Origin of the sequence: Pseudomonas sp. KCJK9111 (genome assembly GCF_046231935.1) — a bacterium.
GTDB classification, from domain to species: Bacteria; Pseudomonadota; Gammaproteobacteria; order Pseudomonadales; family Pseudomonadaceae; genus Aquipseudomonas; species Aquipseudomonas parafulva_B.
This window is the reverse complement of the sequence record NZ_JBJJMO010000011.1, coordinates 28,661-40,761: the sequence shown is the minus strand read 5'-3', so window position 1 is coordinate 40,761 and position 12,101 is coordinate 28,661. Positions and strand designations below refer to the sequence as shown.

The 12,101-nt window shown below is 64.0% G+C and carries 13 protein-coding genes; 5 read left to right on the top strand and 8 right to left on the bottom strand.

The window, feature by feature from the left end:
- Nucleotides 1–31: 31 nt before the first annotated feature.
- The 6 genes from purH to ACK59L_RS06885 all read right to left on the bottom strand — a co-directional run bounded on the left by purH (nucleotide 32) and on the right by ACK59L_RS06885 (nucleotide 6,077).
- Nucleotides 32–1,639: a bifunctional phosphoribosylaminoimidazolecarboxamide formyltransferase/IMP cyclohydrolase gene (purH, locus tag ACK59L_RS06910; RefSeq protein WP_409272597.1), complete on the bottom strand. Its 1,608-nt coding sequence runs from the start codon at nucleotides 1,637–1,639 to the stop codon at nucleotides 32–34.
- Between the two features lie 81 nt (nucleotides 1,640–1,720).
- Nucleotides 1,721–2,041 (bottom strand): DNA-binding transcriptional regulator Fis, encoded by a 321-nt coding sequence (gene fis / locus ACK59L_RS06905; RefSeq protein ID WP_023534526.1) that lies wholly within the window; start codon nucleotides 2,039–2,041, stop codon nucleotides 1,721–1,723.
- Nucleotides 2,038–3,051 (bottom strand): tRNA dihydrouridine synthase DusB, encoded by a 1,014-nt coding sequence (dusB, locus tag ACK59L_RS06900; protein WP_100850726.1) that lies wholly within the window; start codon nucleotides 3,049–3,051, stop codon nucleotides 2,038–2,040. Before dusB ends, fis begins: the two co-directional genes overlap by 4 nt.
- A 207-nt stretch (nucleotides 3,052–3,258) precedes the next feature.
- Nucleotides 3,259–4,587: a DUF3426 domain-containing protein gene (locus ACK59L_RS06895; protein ID WP_409272594.1), complete on the bottom strand. Its 1,329-nt coding sequence runs from the start codon at nucleotides 4,585–4,587 to the stop codon at nucleotides 3,259–3,261.
- A 42-nt stretch (nucleotides 4,588–4,629) separates the two neighbouring features.
- Nucleotides 4,630–5,508 (bottom strand): 50S ribosomal protein L11 methyltransferase, encoded by an 879-nt coding sequence (gene prmA / locus ACK59L_RS06890; protein ID WP_058603525.1) that lies wholly within the window; start codon nucleotides 5,506–5,508, stop codon nucleotides 4,630–4,632.
- A gap of 113 nt (nucleotides 5,509–5,621) precedes the next feature.
- Complete coding sequence (locus ACK59L_RS06885) at nucleotides 5,622–6,077, bottom strand: MaoC family dehydratase (protein ID WP_196136074.1); 456 nt, start codon at nucleotides 6,075–6,077, stop codon at nucleotides 5,622–5,624.
- A 130-nt stretch (nucleotides 6,078–6,207) separates the two neighbouring features.
- On the opposite strand from ACK59L_RS06885, the gene ACK59L_RS06880 reads away from it, so the two are divergent.
- From ACK59L_RS06880 to ACK59L_RS06870, 3 genes are read left to right on the top strand one after another with little or no spacing between them, the layout of a single operon-like run.
- Nucleotides 6,208–6,570, top strand: a complete 363-nt coding sequence (locus ACK59L_RS06880) for a CidA/LrgA family protein (protein ID WP_023534554.1) — start codon at nucleotides 6,208–6,210, stop codon at nucleotides 6,568–6,570.
- On the top strand, nucleotides 6,567–7,283 hold the full coding sequence (locus ACK59L_RS06875; protein ID WP_058603527.1) for an LrgB family protein: 717 nt from the start codon (nucleotides 6,567–6,569) through the stop codon (nucleotides 7,281–7,283). Before ACK59L_RS06880 ends, ACK59L_RS06875 begins: the two co-directional genes overlap by 4 nt.
- Before the next feature lie 9 nt (nucleotides 7,284–7,292).
- Nucleotides 7,293–7,883 carry an LON peptidase substrate-binding domain-containing protein gene (locus tag ACK59L_RS06870; protein ID WP_409272591.1) on the top strand — a complete coding sequence of 197 codons (591 nt, stop codon included), beginning with the start codon at nucleotides 7,293–7,295 and terminating at the stop codon, nucleotides 7,881–7,883.
- A 13-nt stretch (nucleotides 7,884–7,896) separates the two neighbouring features.
- On the opposite strand, the gene ACK59L_RS06865 is transcribed toward ACK59L_RS06870, so the two are convergent.
- Together ACK59L_RS06865 and ACK59L_RS06860 are read right to left on the bottom strand one after the other, a co-directional pair.
- A complete protein-coding gene (locus ACK59L_RS06865) occupies nucleotides 7,897–9,213 on the bottom strand; it encodes a bifunctional DedA family/phosphatase PAP2 family protein (protein WP_409272589.1) in 1,317 nt (438 codons plus the stop codon).
- Between the two features lie 3 nt (nucleotides 9,214–9,216).
- On the bottom strand, nucleotides 9,217–9,885 hold the full coding sequence (locus tag ACK59L_RS06860; RefSeq protein ID WP_196136076.1) for a DNA-3-methyladenine glycosylase: 669 nt from the start codon (nucleotides 9,883–9,885) through the stop codon (nucleotides 9,217–9,219).
- A 246-nt stretch (nucleotides 9,886–10,131) separates the two neighbouring features.
- Here ACK59L_RS06860 and ACK59L_RS06855 point away from each other — a divergent pair, with 246 nt between their 5' ends.
- Entirely contained in the window at nucleotides 10,132–11,403 is a 1,272-nt protein-coding gene (locus ACK59L_RS06855) for a glutamate-5-semialdehyde dehydrogenase (protein ID WP_144966940.1), read from the top strand.
- A 1-nt stretch (nucleotide 11,404) separates the two neighbouring features.
- The gene (gene nadD / locus ACK59L_RS06850) at nucleotides 11,405–12,064 is read left to right on the top strand and encodes a nicotinate-nucleotide adenylyltransferase (RefSeq protein WP_078477933.1); all 660 of its coding nucleotides are present in this window, start codon (nucleotides 11,405–11,407) and stop codon (nucleotides 12,062–12,064) included.
- Nucleotides 12,065–12,101 lie beyond the last annotated feature (37 nt).

Here is a 12,101-nt window from a genome sequence, read left to right as displayed (position 1 = left end):
TGCCTGCCTGGGTGCGGCCGATTGCCCTGAATCAGTGGCGGAAGTGGCGCATGCCAGTGAACACCATGGCGATGCCGGCTTCGTCAGCGGCAGCGATCACCTCGGCGTCACGCATCGAGCCGCCGGGCTGAATGACCGCGCTGATGCCGACCTTGGCCGCATTGTCGATGCCATCGCGGAACGGGAAGAACGCGTCCGAGGCCATGACGGCACCCTGCACCTGCAAGCCGGCATGTTCGGCCTTGATGGCGGCGATACGGGCGGAGTTGACGCGGCTCATCTGGCCCGCGCCCACACCGATGGTCTGGCGCTGCTTGGCATAGACGATGGCATTGGATTTGACGAACTTGGCCACTTTCCAGGCGAACACCAAATCGTGGATCTCTTGCTCGGTGGGTGCACGCTGGGTGACGATCTTCAGGTCATCGGCGGTGATCATGCCGATGTCACGGCTCTGGACCAGCAGCCCGCCGTTGACTCGCTTGAAGTCCCAGCCGGCAGCCCGCTCCGCTGGCCACTCGCCGCATTCGAGCAGGCGCACGTTCTGCTTGGCTGCAACCACCTCGCGCGCAGCCTGGGAGATCGTCGGTGCGATGATCACCTCAACGAACTGGCGCTCGACGATGGCTTTGGCGGTTTCGCCGTCCAGCTCGCGGTTGAAGGCAATGATGCCGCCGAAGGCCGATTCGGTGTCGGTGGCGTAGGCCAGATCATAGGCTTTGCGGATACCGCCTTCGTCTTCAGGCACCACGGCCACGCCACACGGGTTGGCATGCTTGACGATGACGCAGGCCGGCTTGACGAAGCTCTTGACGCACTCGAGCGCAGCGTCGGTGTCGGCCACGTTGTTGAAGGACAGCTCTTTGCCTTGCAGCTGCACGGCAGTGGAAATGCTGGCTTCGCCTTTCTTGGCTTCCACGTAGAACGCCGCGCGCTGGTGCGGGTTCTCGCCGTAGCGCATTTCCTGGGCCTTGACGAACTGGGTGTTGAAGGTGCGCGGGAAATCGCCGCGTGCCTCGGTGCTCAGGGTTTCCCTGCCCTGGTCCACGGTGCCCATGTAGTTGGCGATCATGCCGTCGTAGGCGGCGGTGTGCTCGAAGGCCTTGAGCATGAGGTCGAAGCGCTGGGCGTAGGTCAGACCGCCGGCCTTCAGGCCCTCGACGATGCTGGCGTAGTCACTGGCGTTGACCACGATGGCCACGTCCTTGTGGTTCTTGGCAGCCGAGCGGACCATGGTCGGGCCGCCGATGTCGATGTTCTCGATGGCGGTCGGCAGGTCGCAGCCAGGCTTGGAGATGGTGGCTTCGAAGGGGTACAGGTTGACCGCCACCAGGTCGATGGGCTTGATCCCGTGCTCGTTCATGATCGCGTCGTCGGTACCGCGACGACCGAGGATGCCGCCATGGATCATCGGGTGCAGGGTCTTGACCCGGCCATCCATCATTTCGGCGAAGCCGGTGTAGTCGGCCACTTCCACCGCGTTGACACCGTTGTCCTTGAGCAGCTTGTAGGTGCCGCCGGTGGACAGTATCTCGACCCCGAGCAGTTGCAGCTCACGGGCAAATTCGAGGATACCGGTCTTGTCGGAGACGCTGATCAGGGCGCGGCGGACTGGCAGGCGGGTAGTCTGGTCGGTCATTTCGGGTTCCAATAACGCGGTGGAGTCAGCAAAAAAGGCGTCTGTGTTGAGACAGGCGCCTTTTTCGATCGGGATTCTGGCTTACAGCAAGTCGTATTGCTTGAGCTTCTTGCGCAGCGTGCCTCGGTTCAACCCGAGCATCTCGCTGGCTTTGGTCTGGTTGCCCTTCACATAGCTCATCACGCTTTCAAGCAGCGGCGCCTCGACTTCGGAGAGCACCAGGTTGTACACGTCCGTGACGGTCGCGCCTTCGAGGTGGGCGAAGTAGTTGTGCAGCGCCTTCTCGACGCTGTCGCGAAGGGTCTGGCCCTCTTCGCTTGGCGTGTTCAGGTGCTGTTTCAGGTTGGCGTTGTCGCTCACGGGCGTTGTTCCACTCACAAATGTTTCGGTCATCATCGTCATGCGGCCACCCCTTGTCCGTCCTCTGTCTCAAGGCTCTGTCGACGTTCACTGAAAAACGCGCGAACGTTGGCGCACTGCGCTTGTGTGTCTTCCAAAGCGTTGAACCGGGAGCGAAACTCCTTGCCGCCGGGTCGTGTCGCCAGGTACCAGCCCACGTGCTTGCGGGCGATTCGCACGCCCATGACATCGCCGTAGAAGGCGTGCAGGGCGGCCAGGTGCTCTAGCAGGATGCGTTCCACCTCGTCCAGCTGCGGCGCTGGCAACTGCTCGCCAGTGCGCAGGTAATGCTCGATCTCGCGAAAGATCCAGGGCCGCCCTTGAGCGGCCCGGCCGATCAGCAGGCCATCCACGCCCGTGGCGTCGAGCACTGCCTTGGCCTTTTCCGGCGAGGTGATGTCGCCGTTGGCGAAGACCGGGATGGACACCGCTTGCTTGATAGCGGCGATGGTGTCGTATTCGGCTTCACCGGTGTACAGGTCGGCGCGTGTGCGGCCATGCACCGCAAGCGCCTGGATGCCAGCCTGTTCGGCGATCTTCGCCACGTTCAGGCCATTCTTGTTGGCCCGGTCCCAGCCGGTGCGGATTTTCAGCGTCACCGGAACGTCCACGGCGCCCACCACGGCATGCAGAATTTCGCTGACCAAGGCTTCATCTCTCAATAAAGCAGAGCCTGCCGCCTTGTTGCAGACTTTTTTTGCCGGGCAGCCCATGTTGATATCGATGATCTGGGCGCCCGCGGCGACATTGGCCTGTGCAGCTGCCGCCATCATCTGTGCATCGCCCCCGGCGATCTGGACCGAGCGGGGCTCGGGATCGCCTTCGTGGATGCGGCGCAGGCTCGACTTGCGGCTGTTCCACAGGGACAGGTCGCTGGAGACCATTTCCGACACCACCATGCCTGCGCCCATGCGCTGGCAAAGTGTTCGGAACGGCTGGTCCGTGACCCCAGCCATGGGTGCGAGGATCAGGTTATTGCGCAGTGTATAAGGGCCGATGCGTACCGCCGACATAGGTGTTCCCTGTTGTGGGGCCGAATCTTGAGGTTCGAAAAAGGGTTGGCATGATACCCGCTCTGGATGACCGGATAAAGATGGATTTGGATAAAATCTGAACAACTGCGGGTTGCCGCCCCTGCACCCTGGGCTCCGGGTCGTCAGACCCGGACAAGCGGCATCATGGCCGGCGTGCCGGCAGCGTACCGGGTAGGCCGCCTGGGTTTATTCCGGCGAGCGAAAGCTCAGGCTGTAGTTCACCGCTCGCTGACCTGGGTCGAGAATATCCAGCGCGATGTGGATCGGGGTCTGGCTGGGCATTTCGCCGCGTCCGGCCAGCTCCCCGGACAGGTATTCGGCCGGTTTGAAGCGGCGACTGGCAATCAGTTGGCCGTTGAGGTCCGAGAAGCGCAGTTCGAGCAGTGGAAACGGTTGGGCGAAAGGTGCGCGGTTATAGATGATGGCGTCCACGATCAGCGCCCCTTTGAAGTCCGGGTGGCTGCGCACCACCAGGTTGCTGCTCTTGATCCGGTTCACATCGACGCGAGAGGGGACCTGGCAGCCCACAACCGGGCACACCTGCTCGAACAGTGGGCGATACTGGTCCTGTCGGGACAGCTCGTCGAAATGGAACCACACATACTGCAAGGCTAGCGTGGCGGCAGCGATCAGCGTCAAGCCACCCCACAACAAACGCTTGCCCCAGGCCGGGGCCGGTTTCTCCCAGCCTAGTTGCAGCGGGTCGTCCACCACATCCACCAGGGGTTCCTTGCGCCTTGGGCGTTCGACCTTGTCAGTGACTTCAGGCTCCAGACGCCCCATGGGCAACGGCGCCTCGTCGATTTCATCGTCGGCGCGCAGGCTAGTTGCCAAAGGTTCGTCGTCGTGCGCGGTGAGGCCGGCAATCGACACATCGTCATCGTCACCGGGGCGCAGCGGCGCTCCCAGTTTCGGCTCATCTTCATTCGTAACGATGCTGCCCAGCGGCGGCTCACCTTCTGCATCGGTGTCCAGGTCAGCAGTGAAGGTCGGCTCGGTACGTGCCTCGCGCCGTGAATCCGCCTGGGGGGCGGGCTTGAGCACGGGGGCGGCGTCAGCCTGTTCCGGTTCGAACGGCTCGCCGGCTGCAGTGCCGAAGACCTCGTCCAGGTGTTCCTCTGTGTCCTCTTCGTGACGCCGTGCCTGCAGCACGGGCGTCTGGTCGGCCTCACCCACCTGTACAGGCGTGTGGCGGCGTTCCAGGCGCTCCAGTTCCTTGTCCAGATCGAGTTCGTCCAAGGCCTGGGCGGTCTGGGCCCAGGCCTCGTCGTCCGGCGCGATGGGGTGCCCTTGCGCGGGGGTGGGCGCGGCAGGCGACGGCGCTGCCTCGGTTGCCGGCAGCGGGTTCGCCTGAGGGGGGGCGCTGCGGTTCTGCGCCAGCAGCTGCTTGGCGGCATTGAACACTTGCAGGCACTGGCCGCAACGCACCACGCCACGGGCCACGCTCAACTGGTGGTGGGTGACACGAAAGCTGGTCTGGCAATGCGGGCACTGGGTGACGAAACTGTCGGTCATGCGGCGATCCGGAGGCTGTGCTGAGGGCTATTCTAGGTTCGACTAGCGGCGGCGACCACTGATTCGCACCCAGCCATCGCGAACGACGATGGGGTCCAGGTCGAAATCGGCAGCGTAGGCGGCAGCCACTTCTTCACCTTGTTCGGCGAGGATGCCCGACAGCGCCAGCAGGCCGCCTGGGCGAACCAGGCCGCTGAGTTGCGGTGCCAGCGACACCAATGGCCCGGCCAGGATGTTGGCCACCAGCACGTCGGCCTGCATGGCAGGCATGTGCTCGGGCAGGTAGAGCGCGAACAGCTCGTCGGCAATGCCGTTGCGCTGGGCATTGTCGCGAGAGGCCTCGATGGCCTGCACATCGATGTCCGTGCCTACCGCTTCGCGCGCGCCCAGCAGCAGTGCAGCGATGGCCAGAATGCCCGAGCCACAGCCGAAGTCCAGGACCTGGGTGCCTTGCAGTTGCTGACCGTCGAGCCATTCAAGGCACAGCGCCGTGGTGGGGTGCGTGCCCGTGCCGAACGCCAGGCCAGGATCGAGCAACAGGTTCACGGCCTCCTTTTCCGGGGCATCGTGCCAGCTGGGCACGATCCACAGCCGGCGGCCGAAGCGCATCGGCTGGAAATTGTCCATCCAGCTGCGTTCCCAGTCCTGGTCTTCGATCACTTCGGCCTGGTGCTGGGGCAGCTCGACCCCCGTCAGCAGGCGCAGGTGCGCGAATACCTGCTCGGGATTGGTGTCGGCCTCGAACAGGGCCAGCAGATGGGTGTGCGACCACAGCGGCGTGGTATTGAGGTCTGGCTCGAAGATGGGTTGATCTTCGGCGTCCATGAAGGTGACCGACACCGCGCCGACTTCCAGCAGCGCGTCTTCGTAGGTTTCGGCTTGTTCCGGGCTGATGGCCAGACGTACTTGCAGCCAGGGCATGGCGTGTACCTTTGATAGATCCAGAAGGGCAGCCCAAGGCTGCGCGGGAGCCTGGCAGTTTACGCGAGTGCGTGGGGTTTGTAGAGACGCCTGCGCCTGCCAGGTGCCGGTGCCTAGACAAAGCACAGGGACAGGGATTCGGCCCGGTAGGCGGGCTTGTCCTCGTCTTTTATCTCCAGTGTGGCGATGGCCTTGAGCAACCATTGGCCGGGGCGCTTTTGCTGCACATCGGCCAGCTCGACATGCAGGCGCACCTGGCTGTCGACCTTCACCGGCTGGATGAAGCGCACGCTGTCCAGGCCGTAGTTGACGACCATTTTCAAGCCCTGTGGCAAGACCAGGATGTCTTCGATCAGCGCAGGTATCAGGGACAGGGTCAGAAACCCATGGGCGATGGTGCAGCCGAACACGGTCTGCGCCGCTCGCTGCGGGTCGACGTGGATGAACTGATGATCGCCAGTCGCCTCGGCGAAACGGTCGATACGCTGCTGGTCGATGGTCAGCCAGGCCGAGTGGCCGAGGGACTTGCCGATGTATTGGGTAAGCGCGTTGACCGGCACTAGCGGCATGGTGAACCTCATGGGTATGAAATGGTACGTGCGTGCAAGATCAACACGCCTGGCCGGGCCGGTCAAGTTGCGCTCGGCGCTGGCAGCGTGCCCATGCTTATAATGAGCCGCACGCCTGAAGGAGAACGTTATGCTGTTGCGGGGTTTGACCTGGCTGGTGCTGTTCCAGCTGCTGGGGACGGCAGTCAATCATCTGTTGGTTCCCGTCTTGCCGGGGCCGATCATTGGCCTTTTGCTACTGCTGGGCTTTTTGATGGTGCGCGGCGAGGTGGGGGCCCCCCTCAACGAAGCTGCCGGCAGCCTGCTGCGCTACTTGCCGCTGTTGTTGGTGCCTCCTGCCGTGGGGGTGATGGTGTATGCCCGCGACATCGCCGCCGACTTCTGGGCCATTGTCGGTGCGCTGCTGATTTCCTGCCTGCTGACGCTGGTGGTGGTGGGCGTGCTGATGCAGAAACTCATTCATCGTCAGGCCCGGCGCGAGGACCAGCCATGATGCTCGACTGGCAAGGCGCAGTGAATGCAGTGGTCCACCACCCGTTGTTCGGCATTGGCGTGACCTTGGGGGCCTACCAGCTGGTGCTGGCCGGGTATGAGAAGACCCGCTGGATCTTCCTGCAGCCGGTGCTGGTGTCGATGGCGCTGGTCATCGGCGTACTGCTGCTGTGCGGCATCGACTACGCCGAATACCGCAAGAGCACCGAAATCATGAACATCCTGCTGGGCCCTGCCACCGTGGCCTTGGCGGTGCCGCTGTTCCTGAACCTGCGGCGCATTCGTCAGTTGTTCTGGCCGACCTTGACTACGCTGGTACTCGGAGGCCTGTTCGCCACGGTGTGTTGCCTGTTGCTGGGGTGGTGGTTTGGCGCCGAGCACATGATCCTGATGACCATGGCACCCAAGTCCGTCACCTCGCCCATCGCGATGCTGGTAGCCGAGCAGATCGGTGGGGTGGCGGCGCTAGCTGCGGTCTTCGTGCTGATTACCGGGGTGATCGGGGCCATTTTCGGGCCTGCCTTGTTGAGCCGCTGCGGTGTGCTCAGCCCTGAAGCGCGGGGCATGTCCCTGGGCATTACGGCCCACGCGGTCGGCACCTCGGTGGCCTTGCAGGAAAGTGACGAATGCGGCGCCTTCGCCGCGCTGGCGATGAGCCTGATGGGCGTGGCAACGGCAGTGTTCTTGCCGCTGGCCGTCAGCCTGGTGGCTTGAGGAGTGATGATGATGCTACCGCTGTTTCCCCTCGACACCGTGCTGTTTCCAGGGTGTTTTCTCGACCTGCAGATTTTCGAAGCCCGCTACCTGGACATGATTGGGCGGTGCATGAAACAAGGCGAAGGCTTTGGTGTGGTCTGCATCGTGGAGGGCGAGCAGGTCGGCAAGGCGCCGCCCGTGGTGGCGTCCATAGGCTGCGAGGCCGTGATCCGCGATTTCGTCCAGCAGGAAAACGGCCTTTTGGGCATTCGCGTCGAAGGCGTGCGGCGTTTCGATCTGCAGGCCACCGAAGTGCTCAAGGATCAGCTGCTGGTGGGGCAGGTGCAGTGGCTGCCTGATCTTGAAGACAGCCCCTTGCAGGAAGCGGACGACGATTTGCTGGCGCTGCTGCTGGCCTTGGGCGAACACCCGATGGTCGAGGCGCTCGACATGCCCCGGCCCGTGGGCGGGCGTCAGGCGCTGGCCAACCAACTGGCCTATCTGCTGCCCTTCACCGAGCAAGACAAGCTGGACTTGCTGGCCCAGGACTCGCCCGAGCAGCGGCTGGGCGAGATCCACAGGTTGCTCGAGCGCATCCAGGGTGAGCTGTTTGCCTAAATAGCGCCGGGCGTCAGTACTGGTACCTGAGCAGCGCGTGGGGCAGGGCGTGGGTGGCAAAGAAGGCCAGCAAGGCGATGCAGGCCGGCAACACCAGCCACCAGACCTTCAGGGGCAGGGCCGGCAGGGTCTGCCGGTACTGGGACAACGTCAGGCTGATCGCGCAGACGCAGCAGGCCAGCAGGGCACCGGCCAGGATGTCGGTGGGCCAGTGTGCACCCAGGTACACCCGCGACAGGGCGATGGCCAATGCCGGAATGCAGCCCAGCATGATCCAGGTCAGGCGCATGGGCGGTGGCTGGCCGCGGCCGGCGAGCACCGCCAGCACCAGAAAGAACGCAAACGACGCCGAGCTGTGGCCGCTGGGCATGCTGTAGCTGGTCAGCGGGTCGGTCAGCACCTCCGGGCGGGCCCGGGCGAACAGCCACTTGAGTGTGCCGTTGGCGATGGCGGTACCCATCAGCGCCCCAGCGGCGAAGAAAGCGTGCCGCCACTGACGCACCACCAGCAGCAAACCTGTCAGCAGCCCGCCCAGAAAGAATTGCGTGCGAAAATCCCCGAGCCGCGTCACCACCACCACGGCGCCGTCGATGGCCTGGCTGCGATGCTCCTGGACCAGGGTCATCACCCCGTCGTCGAAGGCGTGCAGGTAGGGCCAACCAAGAAATACCCCGGCCAAGGCCAGCAGGCACAGGGCACCAATCAGCCGTGTGCCGTGCCGGCGGTCGCGGATGCTGGTGCTCAGGCTAAGGCCGATGATCACCGCCAGCGTGCCAAAAATGATGCCGGCCTGGGGCCAGAAGCCTTCGGGCAGGGGCAGGCGCATGGCAGCGCCAGTGGCCCAGCCGGGCAGCAGGTAGGCGATCGACCACCCTGCGGCTGCTACCAGGCTAACGACGATAAACCGCAGCAGGGGCATGTCGAACATGCCTGCGACCATTGGCAGCATGGGCCGCAATGGGCCGATGAAACGGCCTACGAGCAAGCTGGCGATGCCATAGCGCTTGAAGTAGGTTTCGGCGCTGCCGATCCATTCCGGGTGGTGTCGCAACACCGGCAGGCGGCGAATGTTCTGGTGGAAATGCTTGCCGATCATGTAGGACAGCGCGTCACCCAGTAACCCGCCCAAAAAGCCCAGCAGCAAGGTCTCGCCAAGGCCCAGCACGCCGCTGCCTGCCAGCACGGCTACCGCGAACAGCAGCACCGTGCCGGGGACGATGATGCCGGCGATGGCCAGGCATTCGATGCACGCGACCAGGAAGATCGCGACGCCCAGCCACTGTGGGTTGGCGCCCAGCCAACCGGTCAGGCCGTCGAGCCATTGTTCCATGGTTCAGTTCTCTTGTTCGATGATGGAGAAGTCACGGCCTTCGACCTGGCCGCGCCGCAATGGGTTGCGCGTGCAGAACCGGGCGTACGCGGCATCGACGAAGCGGTACGGCAGGTGCTCGTCACGCCCGTGGGGAATGCCCAGGCGCGCTGCCTGGATCACCCGGGGCACCGGGTTGGCGCAGTCGTCCACATACAGCCGCTGCGGGTCGAAGCGCTGCGCATCCCACTGTGGCACCTTGAGGCCCAGCGCCCGGCACAACAGCGTCTGCCCTGCGCACAGGCGCTCGACGGGGCGCAGGTTGCCGCTGGCGTCGGGGTTGTTCAGGTGCATCTGCGCCAGGCTGTCGGGCCCGGAAAGGTCATCCTGCCACGGGTAGGCAGACTTGATGAGCACCGCATTGCCGGGGCCCTGGGCGCTGAAGTTCAGGGAGTCGCCGCCGCGGGCGTAGTACATATAGATGTGCCCACCATCGAGAAACAGCGCCTTGCGCTTTTCGGTGTAGCCCAACGACGCATGGCTACCCTTGTCGGCGAGGTAATAGGCCTCGGTCTCGATGATACGGGCGGCGAGCCACAGGTTGCCCTGGCGGTGGCGGATGACCTTGCCCAGCAGGGCTTTGGCCAATGTCTGGGCGTCGCGGTCGAAAAAGCTGTCTGGCAGTGCTGGCATGCAAGGGCTTCGCAGGCTAAAGGCATGAGGGTAACAAGCGCTACCTTAACCGAATCTGAAACCTGCGAATATGCGACGGCGCACGTCAGCAATTTCCACAGAGTCCTGCGTTCTTATGGATAAGCCCGGTTACATCTTTCCTACGGATTACCCACAGCTTTTTTTACCATCCGCCACCCACCGCTGGGCGTACACCTGCGCGACAGTTATAATCAGCCGTTTCCCCACCGCCAAGACACCGAGCCCATGACTGAGTCCGTTCTTGACTACATGACCCGCCTGGGTCGCGCAGCCCGTGAAGCCTCCCGGGTAATTGGCCGTGCCAGTACCGCGCAGAAGAACCGTGCGCTGCACGCTGCCGCCGACGCATTAGATGCAGGGCGTGATGCGCTGATTGCAGCCAACGAGCAGGACTTGGCCCATGGCCGTGCCACCGGGCTGGAAGCCGCGTTGCTCGACCGCCTGGCCCTGACCCCGGCGCGCATCGATGGCATGATCACCGGCCTGCGCCAGGTGGCCAGCCTGCCTGATCCGGTCGGCGCCATTCGCGACATGAGCTACCGCCCATCGGGTATCCAGGTCGGCAAGATGCGCACGCCGCTGGGCGTCATCGGCATCATTTACGAATCACGCCCGAACGTCACCATCGACGCGGCCAGCCTGTGCCTGAAGTCAGGCAATGCCACCATCCTGCGCGGCGGCTCCGAAGCCATCCACTCCAACCGCGCCATTGCCGCCTGCATCCAGCGCGGCCTGGCGGCGGCAGGCTTGCCCGCGGCCGTGGTCCAGGTGGTGGAAACCACCGACCGCGAGGCGGTGGGCGCGCTGATCAGCATGCCCGAGTTCGTCGATGTCATCGTGCCGCGCGGCGGCCGGGGCCTGATCGAGCGCATCAGCCGCGACGCCCGGGTACCGGTCATCAAGCACCTCGACGGTATCTGCCATGTCTATGTCAGTCAGCATGCCGACCTGGACAAGGCCTGGCGCGTGGCGTTCAACGCCAAGACCTACCGTTACGGCATCTGCGGGGCAATGGAAACACTGCTGGTGGACCAGCAGGTCGCCGAGCGCTTCCTGCCCGAGATGGCGCGCCGCTTCCAGGAAAAGGGCGTTGAGTTGCGCGGTTGCGAGCGTACCTGTGCGCTGATCGACGCGCACGCGGCCAGCGAAGATGACTGGCACACCGAGTACCTCGATGCAGTACTGTCCATCCGTGTGGTGCAAGGCCTGGATCAGGCCATCGAGCACATCAACCACTATGGCTCGCACCATACCGACTCGATCATCACCGAGCATCAGGGGCAGGCGCGCCAGTTCATGGCGGAGGTCGACTCGGCCTCGGTCATGCTCAATACCCCGACGTGCTTCGCCGACGGCTTCGAATATGGCCTGGGTGCCGAGATCGGCATTTCCACTGACAAGCTTCACGCCCGTGGCCCGGTCGGCCTCGAAGGCCTGACGTGCGAGAAATACGTGGTGATCGGCGACGGTCAACTGCGCGGCCAGGAGTCCTGCTGAGTTGAATCAGGCCCAGGCAGTGCGCCGCGTCGGCATTCTTGGCGGCACCTTCGACCCGGTTCACATCGGTCATCTGCGCAGTGCGCTGGAAGTCGCCGAGTTCATGGCCCTGGACGAGCTGCGCCTGCTGCCCAATGCTCGCCCGCCGCACCGAGACACGCCGCAAGTGGCCGCGCATGATCGTCTGGCCATGGTGCGGGGCGCCGTCGCGGGCGTTGCAGGCCTGAGCGTGGACGCACGTGAACTGGCACGGGACAAACCGTCGTACACCATTGATACGCTGGAGTCGATCCGTGCCGAGCTTGCCGCTGACGACCAGCTGTTCCTGGTGCTGGGCTGGGACGCCTTTTGCGGACTGCCGGGTTGGCACCGCTGGGAAGAACTGCTGCAACACTGCCACATCCTGGTGCTGCAACGCCCGGATGCGGACGTAGACCCCCCCGACGAACTGCGCAACCTGCTGGCTGCCCGTTCGCAGAGCGATCCCACCGCCATGTCCGGCCCGGCGGGAAACATTTCGTTCGTCTGGCAGACACCGCTTGCGGTGTCGGCTACACAGATCCGACAGCTGCTGGCCAGCGGCAGGTCGGTGAGGTTCCTGGTGCCGGACGCCGTACTGGCCTACATCGAGGCGCACGAACTGTATCGTGCGCCCAACTGACGGTGCCCCTGGCACCTCATCCTACGAGTTGAACGAG

What these genes read in the sequence shown, in the direction of transcription:
- ACK59L_RS06880 (WP_023534554.1), top strand. Translation starts at nt 6,208, where the DNA reads ATGCTGTTGCGGGGTTTGACCTGGCTGGTGCTGTTCCAGCTGCTGGGG.
- dusB (WP_100850726.1), bottom strand. Translation starts at nt 3,051, where the DNA reads ATGTCGGCGGTACGCATCGGCCCTTATACACTGCGCAATAACCTGATC.
- ACK59L_RS06855 (WP_144966940.1), top strand. Translation starts at nt 10,132, where the DNA reads ATGACTGAGTCCGTTCTTGACTACATGACCCGCCTGGGTCGCGCAGCC.
- ACK59L_RS06885 (WP_196136074.1), bottom strand. Translation starts at nt 6,077, where the DNA reads ATGCCGCTAGTGCCGGTCAACGCGCTTACCCAATACATCGGCAAGTCC.
- ACK59L_RS06895 (WP_409272594.1), bottom strand. Translation starts at nt 4,587, where the DNA reads ATGACCGACAGTTTCGTCACCCAGTGCCCGCATTGCCAGACCAGCTTT.
- ACK59L_RS06860 (WP_196136076.1), bottom strand. Translation starts at nt 9,885, where the DNA reads ATGCCAGCACTGCCAGACAGCTTTTTCGACCGCGACGCCCAGACATTG.
- fis (WP_023534526.1), bottom strand. Translation starts at nt 2,041, where the DNA reads ATGACGATGATGACCGAAACATTTGTGAGTGGAACAACGCCCGTGAGC.
- ACK59L_RS06870 (WP_409272591.1), top strand. Translation starts at nt 7,293, where the DNA reads ATGATGCTACCGCTGTTTCCCCTCGACACCGTGCTGTTTCCAGGGTGT.
- ACK59L_RS06875 (WP_058603527.1), top strand. Translation starts at nt 6,567, where the DNA reads ATGATGCTCGACTGGCAAGGCGCAGTGAATGCAGTGGTCCACCACCCG.
- purH (WP_409272597.1), bottom strand. Translation starts at nt 1,639, where the DNA reads ATGACCGACCAGACTACCCGCCTGCCAGTCCGCCGCGCCCTGATCAGC.
- ACK59L_RS06865 (WP_409272589.1), bottom strand. Translation starts at nt 9,213, where the DNA reads ATGGAACAATGGCTCGACGGCCTGACCGGTTGGCTGGGCGCCAACCCA.
- prmA (WP_058603525.1), bottom strand. Translation starts at nt 5,508, where the DNA reads ATGCCCTGGCTGCAAGTACGTCTGGCCATCAGCCCGGAACAAGCCGAA.